General features: G+C 70.3%; 13 protein-coding genes. 6 read left to right on the top strand and 7 right to left on the bottom strand.

Annotated features, from left to right (window positions below; translation table 11 throughout):
- Positions 1-25: 25 nt before the first annotated feature.
- From ACVCAG_RS00775 to ACVCAG_RS00760, 4 genes are read right to left on the bottom strand one after another with little or no spacing between them, the layout of a single operon-like run.
- Complete coding sequence (locus ACVCAG_RS00775; protein ID WP_156046007.1) at positions 26-199, bottom strand: hypothetical protein; 174 nt, start codon at positions 197-199, stop codon at positions 26-28.
- A gap of 18 nt (positions 200-217) precedes the next feature.
- Positions 218-1,555, bottom strand: coding sequence for a hypothetical protein (locus tag ACVCAG_RS00770; protein ID WP_447189299.1), 1,338 nt, complete (start codon positions 1,553-1,555; stop codon positions 218-220).
- Positions 1,556-1,562: 7 nt separating this feature from the next.
- Complete coding sequence (locus ACVCAG_RS00765) at positions 1,563-3,374, bottom strand: TOMM precursor leader peptide-binding protein (RefSeq protein WP_447189298.1); 1,812 nt, start codon at positions 3,372-3,374, stop codon at positions 1,563-1,565.
- Positions 3,371-4,900, bottom strand: a complete 1,530-nt coding sequence (locus ACVCAG_RS00760; protein ID WP_447189297.1) for a hypothetical protein — start codon at positions 4,898-4,900, stop codon at positions 3,371-3,373. Before ACVCAG_RS00760 ends, ACVCAG_RS00765 begins: the two co-directional genes overlap by 4 nt.
- 850 nt (positions 4,901-5,750) lie before the next feature.
- Here ACVCAG_RS00760 and ACVCAG_RS00755 point away from each other — a divergent pair.
- Entirely contained in the window at positions 5,751-6,191 is a 441-nt protein-coding gene (locus tag ACVCAG_RS00755) for a PASTA domain-containing protein (protein ID WP_440086327.1), read from the top strand.
- Between the two features lie 205 nt (positions 6,192-6,396).
- Here ACVCAG_RS00755 and ACVCAG_RS00750 read toward each other — a convergent pair whose 3' ends face one another.
- On the bottom strand, positions 6,397-7,356 hold the full coding sequence (locus ACVCAG_RS00750) for a hypothetical protein (protein ID WP_447189296.1): 960 nt from the start codon (positions 7,354-7,356) through the stop codon (positions 6,397-6,399).
- 616 nt (positions 7,357-7,972) lie between these two features.
- Between ACVCAG_RS00750 and ACVCAG_RS00745 the strand changes: the two genes are divergently transcribed.
- The gene (locus ACVCAG_RS00745) at positions 7,973-8,524 is read left to right on the top strand and encodes a hypothetical protein (RefSeq protein ID WP_447189295.1); all 552 of its coding nucleotides are present in this window, start codon (positions 7,973-7,975) and stop codon (positions 8,522-8,524) included.
- Between the two features lie 1,192 nt (positions 8,525-9,716).
- The gene (locus ACVCAG_RS00740; RefSeq protein ID WP_440086330.1) at positions 9,717-10,154 is read left to right on the top strand and encodes a hypothetical protein; all 438 of its coding nucleotides are present in this window, start codon (positions 9,717-9,719) and stop codon (positions 10,152-10,154) included.
- Here the strand turns inward: ACVCAG_RS00740 and ACVCAG_RS00735 are convergent.
- Positions 10,142-10,279 carry a hypothetical protein gene (locus tag ACVCAG_RS00735; protein WP_440086331.1) on the bottom strand — a complete coding sequence of 46 codons (138 nt, stop codon included), beginning with the start codon at positions 10,277-10,279 and terminating at the stop codon, positions 10,142-10,144. The genes ACVCAG_RS00740 and ACVCAG_RS00735 overlap by 13 nt on opposite strands.
- A gap of 185 nt (positions 10,280-10,464) precedes the next feature.
- Entirely contained in the window at positions 10,465-11,208 is a 744-nt protein-coding gene (locus ACVCAG_RS00730) for an MBL fold metallo-hydrolase (protein WP_447189294.1), read from the bottom strand.
- A 461-nt stretch (positions 11,209-11,669) separates the two neighbouring features.
- Between ACVCAG_RS00730 and ACVCAG_RS00725 the strand changes: the two genes are divergently transcribed.
- From ACVCAG_RS00725 to ACVCAG_RS00715, 3 genes are all read left to right on the top strand, one after another.
- A complete protein-coding gene (locus tag ACVCAG_RS00725; protein ID WP_440086333.1) occupies positions 11,670-11,963 on the top strand; it encodes a metalloregulator ArsR/SmtB family transcription factor in 294 nt (97 codons plus the stop codon).
- The gene (locus ACVCAG_RS00720) at positions 11,960-12,346 is read left to right on the top strand and encodes a VOC family protein (protein ID WP_440086334.1); all 387 of its coding nucleotides are present in this window, start codon (positions 11,960-11,962) and stop codon (positions 12,344-12,346) included. The genes ACVCAG_RS00725 and ACVCAG_RS00720 overlap by 4 nt, the downstream gene beginning before the upstream one ends.
- 179 nt (positions 12,347-12,525) lie before the next feature.
- Positions 12,526-13,869 (top strand): alpha/beta hydrolase, encoded by a 1,344-nt coding sequence (locus ACVCAG_RS00715; RefSeq protein WP_447189293.1) that lies wholly within the window; start codon positions 12,526-12,528, stop codon positions 13,867-13,869.
- The last annotated feature ends 44 nt before the right edge of the window (positions 13,870-13,913 follow it).

The raw sequence follows: 13,913 nt of genomic DNA, 5'->3' as shown, positions 1-13,913 counted from the left end.
GCCCTCGGCGTTTGGCGGGGACCTGCTACGCCTCCGGCGCCCAGCAGCTGTTCGCCTGCATATACGACGAGCAGTAGCCCATCGCCGACGAGGCGCCCGTCTCGATGGCGCCGTGGCCCTCCATCACGATCGAGTCGGCCGACAGGACGTCGATCGCCTCGACCTCCAGACCGGACAGGTCAAGGGGAAGCTTGTCCATGACGTTTCTCCTTCTCTTTCACTGATCGGTGTGTTGCGGACGTGCCTTCGGACCTCCTTCCTGCGGATCGGGGAACCGGAGGACCAGGTCTGGCCCCCGGGACCTGGGGACGCCGACGAGCAGGGACGACAGGCTCCGCGCCGGACCCGTCAGGCCCAGGACGCGGTCCGTCGCCTCGCCGGCGCCGTCGGAGTGGATGCGGGAGGTGAGGCCCAGTGCGGCGGCGGCCAGCGTCGCCCGCTGCAGCGACGCGCCGGTCTCCACGAGCTGGTCACGGTGGTCGCGCGCGGTGCCCGCCAGGGGGTCGCCCACGGGGACGATCACTGCGGCGGCCGTCTTCAGGGCCTCCCTGGTGTTCGCCACGAGAGGGGCCGCGCCCAGCTCCTCCAGCGGTGCGGCGCGGACCCGTCGGAGGTCGCCGTCGTAGTGGTAGGTGGCCCTCGGGAGGCCGTCGACGCGCAGGGCCAGCAGGTAGAGGTCCAGGCCGGGGCAGACGGCCAGGCCGGCTATCGCGACGATCTCCGTCAGCGGGACGGACGCCGGGCGGAAACCGTCGAGGGGGGAGTGACGCGCGCGCAGACCGTCGCGGAGATCCACCACTTCGGCCGGAATCCGGATGCCCCGTGCCGGCGGGTTCGGACGCCTCGCCCGCGAGGTGGCGTCCGCGGCCCGGTGCAGGTCGCGGGCAGCGCCTGGAGGAAACGGCCGGGGGAGAGGCCGGGCCTCCCGCGGCAGGTCGCCGGAGTTCCGCGGGGCGCCGGCGGGCTCCGGCGGAAGGAGCCGTTCGTACGGCTCCACGTGCAGGACGGCCAGAGGGGACTCGCGGGATCCGTCCAGACCGAGGAGGGCGTCGTCGGCGTCGTCGGCGTCGCCGGGGGTGACGGTCAGGCCCAGGAGGGCGGCGACCACCTCCGCCTGGGTGCGCAGGACGCCGATCTCCTGGCAGATCAGGCGGTAGGCGTAGTCGCCGTACTTGAACATGGAACGCCAGAAGACCGCCGTCAGGCAGATCCGCGCCGGGCCATGGTCACCCGTGCGCAGCACCTCCAGGACCTCGTGGACCGGGTCGTAGTGGAACAGCCCGTCCGGGCAGGCGACATAGGCCTCGATCGGGTACAGGCCTCCCCCGGAGGGCGCCGGACGGCCCGGGATCGCCATCGGGCCCGCGTCCGTGTGCCGCCAGATCACGCGGGTGATGCCGAGCATGCCCCGGAGCAGCGCGCCCAGCGGGTGCCGCGGTTCGACCCATTCGGCCGACGGATAGCGTTTGTGCCGGAGCGGCGCCAGGTCCCACCGGATGTCGAACGGCCCGCGATCCGCCATCGCCGCCACGTAACGTGCTGCCGCGTCCGTCATCCGCGCCTCACGGGAACGGGTGCGGATGGGGGCTGAGATCGCCCACCGCGAGGTCGCGGTCGAGGTAGCCGATCGCGCGGCCCCGCGTCAGCAGCCGGGGGAGCCCGTGCACCCGCCGGTGGTGATGGCCGAACGTCATCGGCACCGCCCCCGGCACGATCACCTTCGCGCAGGCGAATCCGCCCGTCGCCGCCTCGGGCGAGGTGGTGTCGACGGCGATCACGTCCATGCCGCTGGCCAGGAACCTGGCCACCAGGTCGCGCAGGTCGTCGGCCAGGTCGTCGTGGGCCGGCCACTCCGGCAGCTCGCCGACCGTCAGCTCGGCGCCGTTTGATAGGAATTCCAGCCGCTCGTACGCCTTCGGGTGCCCGTACACCATCGGGTGGTGTTCCAGCAGGCGTACCTCGTCGGAGTCGGCCACCAGCCGGGCCGCCTCGCTCTCGTCATAACGGGCGACGTGATTGGCGAGCATCGGGCCCAGCTCGTCCAGGGCCCGGCGCAGGGCCCGTTCGGGGTCGAGGTGGGCGGCGCCGCCGCACATCGCCTTCGGCCGGTCCGACCGCCCCGACCGGTCGACGGCGGTGATCCAGAAGACCGGCAATCCCTGTTCGAGGGTGACCACGTGGGCGTGGACGTCGTAGCCGAGCCGGTCGCCGATCCGCTGGGCGGTCATCGGGACGCGCCGGTCGCGCGCCGAACGCAGGTCGACCCGGGGGAGCGGGAGGCGGGCGTACCAGGTGGTCAGGAAGGCGTCCCGTTCGGCGACCTCCAGCAGGCCGTAGAGGATCGCCTCCGCGAGCGACCCGCCGAGGGCGCAGCCGTTGGAACACTCGTAGGCGAAGCCCCGGTCGGGCCGGGGGCCGAAGTAGACGAACGTCTCCGGCACCAGCACCGGCCCGCCCCGCTGGAACGAGTGGCCCCAGACCCAGGCGGTCTCCCGCGCCGGGTCGAACCGGGTGAACCAGAAACCGGGCCGGTCGTACCAGTCGTCGGGATACAACCCCAGGAGGCGCGGGTCGAGCGCCTGGTCGGCGATGTCGTCGAACGCGGCCCTGACGGTGGTCCGGCGCCCGCGCGGCGAGAACCCGGCCAGCCGTTCGAGTGCCTCGGCGACGGCGGTCGCCTTCGCGGCGGGCACGTCCTCGCACCGCCCGAACCCGTGGTGGCTCTCGTGGGCGGCCCGCGCGGGGTTCAGCCGCGCCACGGCGACCGCGCCGTCCCGCGCGTCGGCGGCCACCGAGCGCACGACGCCCGTCTCCGGGTCGACGTAGCGGCGTTCCAGGGCGGCGAGGTCAAGGGCGGCGACCCGGAAACCCGACACCTTCGGCTGCGGCGTGAAGACGAACGGGCGCGGCCCGTCGGGGGGCCGGTCGCCGCAGACCTCGCAGAACGGGTCGGGCAGGAACGGGTGGCGTTCCAGCGCGCCGGTCCGGACCGGCATCCGGAGCATCGCGCCGCTCGTCAGCGCGGCCGACGGGTCGGCCAGCAGGTTCTCGACCTCTTCGGCCACCAGTTCGCCGACCGTCCCGGCCACGAGGGAGGTGAGGAGGGCGGGGCGGTCGCGCAGACGTACCTGGAAGTGCTCCCGGTTCCCGGCGCGCCGCCGCTCCACACAGGTGGGACAGCCCGGCCTTCCGGGGAAGGCGGTGGGACCGATCACGACATGTCCTGCTTCGGTGTGCACGGGCAACCACGGCAATCCGTAACGCCGCCGCCCGATGTCGTCGGCGTCGCTGGCGACCACGACGACCCCGCCCGACCGCACCCGCGCCCTGATCGCCTCGAAGAGCCGTCCCGACCCCACCACGTCGGCGATCACGACGTCACCCGCGCCACGAACGCCGGCCCGTCGGCGGGCAACGAGACGGCGGTCCCGCCGATCGGATGTCCCTCGCTCGCCCACCGCACGGGCGGTTCGAGGCCGGTCTGCGCCCGCAGCAACACCCGCTCCAGCCCGTCGCGCAACCCGAGCGACACGATCGGCGGGCGGTCCGGCACCTCGAACCGCAACACCGCCGACCCCGGGATCTCCCGGACGACCGGCACCTCACCGGACGCCACGACCTGCCGCCAGAGCGGCCCGTCCTGCGGCACGGGTACCTCGCCCCCCGCCCCCACCAGCGCCGCCCCGGCTTCGAGCCGCTGCCGGTGGGCCGCGGAGACGGCGTCCTCCCAGGTCAGCCCCGCACCGACGAAACCGTCGCCGGAGTCCGCCGCGAACACCGCCAGCAGACACCGCAACCGCGCCGTGTCGTGATCCGCGCCCCACCCGACGATCTCGCCGTCACCGACCAGCGCCCGCACGACGGAGAGCGGCCCCTGCGGATAGGCACCCTCGTCGAGAACCGCGATCATCCCCATCCGGGGGTCCACCAGATCACGACAGAGTGCGAAAAACCGGTCCCGAGCGCCCGCATCGCTCGAGGCATCGTGCCCGTCGAACCCCGCCGCACCCGGATGCTCCGGGCTCCCCTCGCCGGCGTTGCGGTCCCCGATGCCCGTCGACATCCGCGACGCGTGGGTGGCTCCGGACACCTCCGCCGGGTCCCGGCGCAGCCCCGCGAAACGGTGGATCGTGGCGTCCAAGCTGCGCAGATCAACGCGTGTGAACGCGCGCCGCGCCTCCGTGAGCCTCGTCACCGCCGAGAAGACCCCCAGGGCCACCTGGGACGCCAGCACGCGGGGGACCGCGCCGCGCAACCAGTCGCCCCGCGTCCCCTCGCGGAGGGACAACCGCCCCCACCCGGTGGCCGCGTCGGTCTCCCCGGGCGGTCCCGCGGAGGTCAGCCAGGCCTCGTCGTCGCAGATCAGCACCTGCGCGAGCACCACGTCGGCGGGGCAGGCGAGCGCCCCGGCCAGCAGTTCCTCCCGGGAGGTGCTGACCTGCACCAGAACGTCCCCACCCGAGGCCACCACCTCGCGCCAGCCCACCGACCGGAGACACTCGACCAGCGCCGGGACCAGCACCCCGGTCCCCGTCACGCGCAGCGCCGAGTTCCGCACCCGGGCGAACCGCCCCGGATGCCCGGCGAACGCGATCTCGGCCGCGTAGGTATTCAGCTCCTCGGCGGACAACCCGTGAGCCGGAGCCCCGGTGTCGTCGACGACGAAACGCAGGTCGGCCAGCCGTCCGACCAGGCCGGTGACCAGGTCGCGCTGGGCCTCGGGCAGGCCCGAGGTCAGCTCGCCCAGGGTCAGGGCCCCGTCGAGGCGTGGAGCCAGCCGCTCCAGCAGGGCCAGCGCGTGGGGTCCGCGCAGTGTCGCCGCCCCGTGATCCCCGTGAACGTGAACCCCTCCGGGGCACTCGACCCACCGCACGTCGGCGCGTAATCGGGGCCGAATCATCTCCACATTTTGTGGGAGCGCTCCCATGGGCTCAGAATACCGTCGACCGATTTACCTCGCAAGGCCTATGTTTCAGGCGTATGACATTTCGTCGACCCCGGATCATCAGCTTCAACTGCCGACGTGGCCTTTTCCGGTGAAATGAGGCCCGTTCATCCACCTGAGGAAATGGCATATCCGGAATCGGCGCGCCCGGCAATTGACAAAGCGACTTCAGTCTGTCCTCGCCCCTGCTGGTAGTCATCGGCGTCGAAGGCTTCCGATACCGCAGGGTCGCGGTCGGCGGCCGGCACCTCCGGCTGGGAGGGCGCTTGGGAGGTGAAGGCGCGCACGCCGGTCTAACGGTCGATCTTGTCCCGCCCTGGTCGTCACCGCCAGAGACGAGTCGGGCACACTGCTCGGCCTGGCGCGGACAGTGTCCGACGACGAGATCGTCTGCTATGTGCAGGAGTTACTGGTCAACGCCCACCATCACGGCGAGTGCGGTTCAGACCTTCCTCCGCCATGTGAGTGGCTGATCGCAGCGAGCATTGACAGTGGGAGCTTGGCCGCCGAGCGGCGAGGGAGTGCCGGACGGCGTCGATGAGGACGCCTGCTCGCACGGACCGTGAGATGGGCGCTCAGCGCCCGGCATCGGCGATCGAGCGCGCATCCGGGTGTGGGTGCGCTGAGTCGTCGTCAGTGGACCATGAACGGTGATCTTCCATAGGGCGTGCACGGGAACGCCGGCGTCAGCCGTCCAGGGAAGACCGGTGTGGGGAAAGAGCATGACGGCTGGGCTCCGTCGTGTCCTGGGGTGCCAACAGAACGACGTTCACCGGCCAACCGGCAGCCACCCTCGACCGTCCCCATGCATCCGTCCACCACGTCAGGAGCAGCCCGCATGAGGATCATCAGTTTCGCCGTTACCGTCGTGGCCATCGCCGTTCTCGCCGGGTGCGGTGCGGGCGCAGACACCGCGGCGCCTGCCGTGACCGTCACCGCACCGGCACCCGCGCAGAAGAGCCCTGAGCCGATCGAGCAGGACGACAAGGAGCCCCCTTCCACCAAGAAGGAAGAGGTGGCGGAGAAGAGGACACTGCCGGACGTCGTCGGGATGAACCTGCAGGAAGGACAGGACACCATGCAGGCCGCCGGGTTCTATGTCCTGAACGACAAGGACGCGACCGGGCAGAACCGCCTCCAGGTGTATGACCGCAACTGGGTGGTGACCAAGCAGTCGCCGGCCGCCGGGCGGAAGGTGACGGTCGACACGTTGATCACCTTGTACGCGAAGAAGATCGGCGAGTAAGACGAGCAAAGCGCCGGCAGAACACCATTCGCCGGCCGACCTGACCCGCAGGCCGGCCGTCTCCCCACCGCCCCCGGCTCTCAGCCGCTGGAGGACCCGCCGGCGTGCTTGCTCCCCCTCCACGTCCGGTCCCCATCCTGGCCGGTCCTGGATGGGGACCGGACTCCCGCGGAGCCCCGAGGCCGTGTCTCGTTCGTTGATCCGATCACGACGACGTTCGCGGGGGCGCGTTGGGCGGCTGATCCGGGAAAGGGCAGTTTCGCCTGGTCAAACCGTAGTAGGACACGGAGGCGGCGAGCAGGCCAAGGCCCCACGACGTGTAGCCGAACATTTCCATCGACACCTTCCACACCGGGGCTTGGGCCAGGTTGCCCTTGTCAAGGATCCATGCCGTCATCCCGGCCACGCCGAAGTAGCCGGCCAAGCCGGCGCCGACGAACAGGGCGGGCCCCAGCACGAGCCATCGCGGCACATCGCGTCCTGCCAGCGGGACCACCCAGCGCGGCCAGATCCTGCCGAACCGGTGGGCCAATGCCAGTGGCAGCAGGGTTCCGGCCAGGAACAGCAGGAAGAAGAAGATCCCGAAGGACGCGCCGAGCTCGAACGGCAACGGTTTGCGCGCCGTGAGGGAATCGAGGACCAGCGCGGTCACACGGGCCGCGCAACCGGCGAGCGCGACGTAGGCGGCGAGGTAGGCCCACCGTGGTGTGGGATCGGTGCGCCGCTCCGGCGAACGGCCGTGGACCCGGGCGCAGTGGGAGCAGGCCCGCCTTACCCTGCGCTGCTCGGCGACGGCACACGCCAGCGTCAGCGCGCCCGCCGTCGCTCCGGCCGCGCGGGTCAACAGGCTCCCCCAGTCGCCGGCCTGGCCGAACAGCATGGTGGCGAGGCTGATGGCGAGCATGTACGAGTAGACGATCAGGCCGGCCCCGATCACCCACGCCAGCGCCACCAGCGTCCACCGCACAGGTGCCGCCCGGTGGCGTCCGATCCCGGTGGCGATCACCGAGCACACCGCCGTGGCCATGAAGGCGAGCGTCACCGCCACCCACCGGCCAGGTGAGAAGACCTCCTCAGGAGGAGCCGTCGGCGACCCGGGGTCTATCAGCCACCACAGGTGGGCCATGCCGTAGACCGAGCTCCATGCCGCGGCAATGTATGGCAACCTGCGCGGTTCATCCAACGCTTCGGTTTTCATCCGGCCCCCTCGGCCCCGCAAGACGATGACTCGGCAAAGCCTCCTCCGCCGGACCTGTGACCTCGCTGAGGGACGCTGAGAATCCACTCAACCGTGGACCGCCCGCTGGTGTTGCCGTGGCACCTGCCGTGGCACCCCGTGGCAGCGAGGTCAAAAGCGTTCGGGCTTCTCCCCGTACGCAGCCGTACGCGAGATTCCGCGGCCGGCGCCGGTGGGGGCTGCTGTGCCGCCCGTTTGCCTGCTTCGCTGCTGCCATGATGAAGCTTCAGCGCTCCACCCGCTCCTCCGGGCGTGCTTTGGTCACGCGCTGATCGTGCCGGCGCTCCTGCTGGGTGTCGCGATCGCCGCGGGCGCGTGGTGGGTGCTGGCGATGGTGTGGGATGCGGTGTGGGGGGCGCCGAGGCTGCCCATCACCCGTTTCTGGTGCGGCAGTAGGAAACCTCCGCCCCGGTGAGGTGCCGGCAGGGACGCTCGCGCTTTCGCGGTGCAGGTGTTCGGTAGCGTGTCGGTGACCGCGTCACATCCGACCAGTGGTGGAGCCGGGATGGGAATCGGCCAGACGGGTCCTCGGACCGGGCAGCGTATGACCAGATGGCTCCTTGAAACTGGTCTTCTGGAACTGTTCAACGTCGGGTTGTTCTCCTGGCTGTATCTCCATCCGGTTCGGTGGTTGTGGGACGGGGACAACCGGCCGTACGCGTTGGTCGGGCTGCTCACGTTGAACGTCGTCCTGGTCGAGGGCGGCTGCTATTGGCTCGCCAAGTTCTGGCTGCTGAGCAGGCGCCGTACCTCGCGCGGTGACCCCAGGGCCCGGCTCTGTGGCCTCCAGGCCCTGTATGCCTTCAACGTCGCGCTTCTGCTGGTGTTTCCCGTCGTCGTGGTCGTCGGCATCGCCACGCGCGGGATCGGGACGAGCCCAACCGGTCTGTTGCTGGGTGCCGGGCTTTACGGGTTCGCGGTCGGCGAGTTCGTTCATTATTTCCTGTGGAAGATCAACATGCGATCGGGGGAGCGGGCGCGGGCGCGCCGCGGTTCCCGGCGGATCCCCGCCCGGTTTTTGCGGGAGCTTCGGCGGGCGCGAGCGGCCGTCTCCGCGTTGCGGCACGCGGAAGTCGGAAACGAACGCGCGTCCTGAAAAAGGCGAACGTTTCCTGCGCGGCACCGGGGTCTGCACGGAATTGAGATCAGGGGAACTCGCCGGCGCGTTGGTCCGTGGTCCTGGTAGGCCATCGTCGACAGTCCCGCGGTTTCGCGCCGTCCTGGGCGGCATGAAGGTCCATCCGCCCCCGGCGGCCCGCGCACCCCACCCGGGTACGGTTGCCGCCGACAAGGCCTGCTCCTCCCGTGTCGGCCTCATCGGCCATGTTCCGGCTCGGCCCCGATTTCGGCAGGTCCACCGGACACGCGCCCTGATCAACCACTGCCACCGACGAGGCGACCCGTTACCACATGGTCTACAGATGCAGTACTGGAAGCTTACAGGTTCCCATGATCTAAGCCGGGCAGCGATTATCTTCGTGAGCCTTCGTCCCCTCGGAAGAGCCTGACATGAGCGGGCGAAATGATGAAGGGAACAGTTGTCGCATGCGTCTGACGATCAGGGGCGCGGCAAACGGCGCGACCGTCGGGAAAGGATTTGCCGGCACTGGAAACAAGCGTCCAGCTCCAATATTCGGACTGTACGGCTTTGCAAGGAACACTTGCTTCGACACCTATGGCGGTATAGCAAACCGTTGACAGTCCGGCTTCGCTCAGCGGTCTCCGAGGCGTTCTCACCGGCAAACGGCGGGGTACGGAGCCCGTCCTGTCTCACCGGAGCCTGGAGGCAGGCCGGCCCGCCCTCCACTCTCCGCTCTTCACTCCCCAGTCTCCGCTCTCCACGCCGCCCGCCCGGGCATGTGTGGAGGCAGCGTGACAGCGGGTGGCGGGCCCGCCCCGTCCGCTGCCGCGACACCTCCGTGCGTACAGCACAAGAGCCCCGGGCCGATCGGTGCGCCACACCGGCATCGTCCAGCGGACCTGCTGTCGGCAGCGGCGGCGGGGGGCGTCACGCGAGGTTCTGTCCGAGCGTGACGACTTGACGTACGCCGGGCTCGGCGACGACGAGCCGGGGCCGTGATCTGGGACAACGAGCATTCCAGTTGGTGATGGGGGCTACGCGGGCGCGCGCAGATCCGGATATTTCGCTACTCAGCCGTACAGGGCGTGTCGTCAAGAAGGACGTACGGTCAAGTTTTTTCGAACTCCAGTCTGATAAATGTCGCCGATGATCCACGGGAAGGCATCCGGTCGAGCCCGGGACACGGAGAACAGGAAGAGGTGCAGTGATGCCCAAGCGTCTCAATGTGGCCAGAGCAGTGGTGGTGCTCGGCGTGGCCGCCATGACCGTCACATCGACCGGGGTGGCGCACGCGGCCACCACCAGCATGAACGTCTACCACGCGGCCGGCAATGTGGCGGGCACGGTCTGGTTCAACTCCGGCACGTCGAACATGGCGAAAGGCCGGAACTCCTTCACGGTGAGAGACGGCCTCTGCGACGACGGCTGGAGGGTATACGCCAAGTACAAGGAGAGCTCATGGAACAACCCCGTCGTGGGCTGGCGCTACACGGACGGGGTGTCGTGCAACGGAGGGACCAGAGAACTCAGCGTGTCCATCGCCGGTGACGTGAGCAGGCAGAAGTTCATCTGGCAAGGCTGCAAGCAGTCCGAGAACGACCTCACGAACGAGTGCGAGGACTACGTCGGCGACTACTTGGACTGACGCGGGCCGAGCTTCCTCGGGGCCCGCCAGTCGTCCCGCAGGCGCGCATGACCGAAGCCCTGCGCGTGGAGTGTGTTGATCGCCCTGTTGCCGAAGTGGCCTCGCCACTCGTACGCAATCGTCACGGAGCGACCGTAGGAAGAGCCCCGCGCCGCCGGCAACGAGTTTTCGGTCACTCCATCCCCACCTGGTGGCGCGGGTCATGGGGGCGCCGCGGGCCGCCGGAGTGGACAGGCCTCGCCATCGAAGTGCGCCGCGTGCCGGAAGCCGGACAAACACGCGAGGCGTTCGAGGCCCTGGGAGGACGTGCTCAGGAAAGATCGAGGACGAGACCGGAAGTGGCGATGCCGATCTCGCCGTCGTATTCGGCCCCGGCGGCGGCTCGCGCGGCTGTGGCGTCCGTACCCGGCTGCAGGTGAGTCAGCAACAGGTGCCGGACGCCGGCCTCCCTGGCCTGCCGGCCTGCCTGGCGGGCGCTCGACAGGTTGCGCCGCGAATCCTCCGGGACCCGGTCCGCATAGGTGGCCTCGGCCAGAAACAGGTCGGCGCCGCGCGCCAACTCCACCACCTCGGGGCTCGGGCCGGTGTCGCCGGTGTACGCGAGCACCCGATCGCCCGCCGTCAGCCGTACGCCGGCATTGGGCACCGAATGCGGCAGCAGGCGGGTCTGCGCGCGGAACGGGCCGATGTCGATCCGATCGCCGGCGGTGAACTCGCGCAGGACATGGGCGTCGGCCAGCATTCCCGGGCGGTCCAGCGCGAGTACCGCGTCCAGGGCACCGGGCAGTGAGTACACCGGCAAGGGAGCCGGCGGATCGTCACGGAACGCGCGCGCCCGCAACAGCGGGTTCAGATCGGCGCAGTGATCGGGATGTCCGTGACTGACGAACACCGCGTCGACCTGATCAGCGGTGACCCGTTCCAGCAGCCGCGGCACCGTCGCGTACCCGGGGTCGACGAGGAGCCTGAACCCGTCGTGCTCCACGAGATAACCACTGCAGGCCTGGCCCGCTCCCGGCCACGCACCACATCCGCCAAGGATCGTCAGCAGCATCCATGAACCCTAACGGCCGGAGCGCGTCACGGTCGGCACGATACGGGCGCGGGCGGCCGCTTCTTCGGGCGGCCCGAAGACGCCATCGGCGATCGTCGTCGCGGCGCCGGGAAAGTCCGGCGGCATAACCGCTTCAGCGGTGCTGGCGTTTGCGGGAGCGGACGACCAGACCGGCGGCGGCGGCGAGAAGCAGGAGGACCAGCAGAATGTCCAAGGGGTTCACCATGCGCGCCTCTCTGCCCCATGGTCGCGGGACTATCCGTCCCGGTCCGTAGATATTTGTTCCCGGCGGGGACGGCGTCCGGATCCGGTCGGCGGGGCTCGGGCCGTCGGGCTCGCCGCTCGGCTCCCGCCGGACAGGGCCCGCCTCTTCGATCGGGTGGCGCGAGGATGGTCGGTATGACAGGCAAGTTGCTGCTTGCCTCTTGATAGGCAAGCCGAGACTTGCCTATGCTTGGGGTGTGGCGGAGGATGTCTTCAAGGCACTGTCCGACCCCACCCGCCGGCGCATCCTCGATGAGCTGGTGGAACGGGACGGCCAGACCCTGTTCGAGATTTGCTCGCGGCTGGTGGCCAAGCATGGTCTGGGGCTGTCGCGCCAGGCGGTCAGCCAGCATCTGGCCGTCCTGGAATCCGCGGGCCTGGTCCATTCGCGGCGCCAGGGCCGCTACAAGTTCCACGATCTGAACACCGAACCGCTTGAGCACATCGTGACCCGGTGGCTCAGGCCAGAAAAACCAGAGGGCACCCCATGAAGATCCACCTGTCCAGCGTCTTCGTCGATGATCAGGACAAGGCCCTGCGCTTCTACACCGACGTGCTGGGATTCGTGAAGAAGACCGAGATCCCGCTGGGCGAACACCGGTGGCTGACCGTCGTCTCGCCGGACGACCTCGACGGGACCGAACTGCTGCTGGAGCCCGACGAGCATCCGGCGGTGAAGCCGTACAAGACGGCGCTGGTGGAGGACGGCATCCCGGCCACCGCCTTCGCCGTGGACGACGTGCACGCGGAGTTCGGCCGGCTGCGCGGGCTCGGGGTGCGCTTCACCCAGGAGCCGCTGGAGATGGGGCCGGTCACCACCGCGGTCCTGGACGACACCTGTGGCAACCTGATCCAGATCGTGCACCACAAGTAGGACCTGCCCCTGTGGCCGCCTTGCCGACGCCGGCGCCGTCCGGCGGGCGCCGCGGTCCAGGAGGGCGAGCCTCACCCGCGCCGCCCATGAGATTTGTCATCGGCCGCCGAGGAGGGACGCACCCGAGCCGGTGAGGACCGGCACTACTGCACGTCCGGGCGGCGCCGGAGGCTGGGATCATGACGATTCCCGATCGACCCTCCCCGACCCTCCGGCCCCGAACGGCCGATGCGGCTCCACGACAGGCCGGCTCGCCCCGGCGAGGAGTCGCGACGCTCTGCCGCGCCGCGCTGGCGTCGGCGCTGGGGGTGGCGCTCGTGGCCGGCCCCGCGTTCGCCGGCCCCGGGGCCACCCGCCCCGCACCCGCTGGAACGACGTCGGCCGAGGTCGGCTCCGGCCTCGGCGCCGGCCGGGTGGCGCCCGTCCGGCTCACGCTGCCGGAACCCACCGGCCCGCTGCAGGTCGGGACCGTGTCACTCCACCTGGTCGACCGTTCACGGCCCGACCCGTGGGTGCCCGCCACGCCGTCCCGGGAGCTCATGGTCCAGCTGTGGTACCCGGCCCGGAAGGCGGAGGCGTACCCCCGGGCGCCATGGCTCACGCCCAGGCTGGCGGAGGCCGTCCTGGCGGGTGTTCCGGCGGGAACCGTACGCCTGCCGGTCACGCATGGGCGAGTGGGGGCGCCGGTGCATCGAGGGCGGGGGCCGCTGCCGGTGGTGCTCTTCTCGCACGGCTTCGGCGCCGACCGTGCCTCCAGCACCGCCCTGGTGGAGGATCTCGCCGGCCACGGTTACGTGGTCGCCGCCATCGACCACACCTACGACGCCGGAGCGGTGGAATTCCCGGACGGGCGGGTGAAGACCCACGCGGCGAGCTCACCGCCACCGAACTTCGACGACCCCGATGATCCCGTCGCCACCAAGGCGGTGGCCGCTCGCCTCGCCGACACCCGTTTCGTCATGGACCGGTTGACCGCGCTCAATCGCGGACGTGTCGTCGACGCCGAGCGCCGGCCTGTGCCCAAGGGACTGCGCGGTGTGCTTGATCTGTCCCGTATCGGGATGTTCGGGCATTCGCTGGGTGGTGCCACCGCCGCCGCGACCATGCACGCGGACTCGCGGGTCAGGGCCGGCGTCAACCTGGACGGCGCGATGTTCGGGCCGGTTCTGCGGGAGGGGCTGGACCGGCCGTTCCTGCAGGTGGGCAGCTCGGAGCACGGCCGGGGCAACGATCCGAGCTGGGCGGCGCTGTGGTCCCGCCTGCGAGGCTGGCGGCTGGAGCTACGGCTGGAGGGCGCGGGCCACACCTCGTTCACCGACCTTCAGGTGCTGCTCCGGCAGCACTCGCTGGGACTGCCGCCGGATCAGGTCACCGGGATGATCGGCGAAATCGACGGCCCTCGTTCGGTGCTCGTCCAGCGCGTCCACATCCGCGCGTTCTTCGACCGCCATCTGCTGGGGCGGCCGGGCGCGTTGCTCGCCGGGCCGTCCGCGCGCTGGCCGGAGATGCGGTTCGTGCCGTAGCGGGCCGTAGGAGTGTCTCGCGAGAACGGGTGCGATCATGACGA

The organism is Streptosporangium sp. G12 (assembly GCF_052983175.1).
The sequence above is the reverse complement of the archived record's forward strand: the minus strand, read 5'-3'. Positions and strand labels throughout refer to the sequence as shown.

Coding starts and splice junctions, on each gene's coding strand:
- ACVCAG_RS00770 (WP_447189299.1), bottom strand. CDS start 1,555: ATGACGGACGCGGCAGCACGTTACGTGGCGGCGATGGCGGATCGCGGG.
- ACVCAG_RS00745 (WP_447189295.1), top strand. CDS start 7,973: ATGACCAGATGGCTCCTTGAAACTGGTCTTCTGGAACTGTTCAACGTC.
- ACVCAG_RS00720 (WP_440086334.1), top strand. CDS start 11,960: ATGAAGATCCACCTGTCCAGCGTCTTCGTCGATGATCAGGACAAGGCC.
- ACVCAG_RS00775 (WP_156046007.1), bottom strand. CDS start 199: ATGGACAAGCTTCCCCTTGACCTGTCCGGTCTGGAGGTCGAGGCGATC.
- ACVCAG_RS00755 (WP_440086327.1), top strand. CDS start 5,751: ATGCATCCGTCCACCACGTCAGGAGCAGCCCGCATGAGGATCATCAGT.
- ACVCAG_RS00740 (WP_440086330.1), top strand. CDS start 9,717: ATGCCCAAGCGTCTCAATGTGGCCAGAGCAGTGGTGGTGCTCGGCGTG.
- ACVCAG_RS00715 (WP_447189293.1), top strand. CDS start 12,526: ATGACGATTCCCGATCGACCCTCCCCGACCCTCCGGCCCCGAACGGCC.
- ACVCAG_RS00730 (WP_447189294.1), bottom strand. CDS start 11,208: ATGCTGCTGACGATCCTTGGCGGATGTGGTGCGTGGCCGGGAGCGGGC.
- ACVCAG_RS00760 (WP_447189297.1), bottom strand. CDS start 4,900: ATGATTCGGCCCCGATTACGCGCCGACGTGCGGTGGGTCGAGTGCCCC.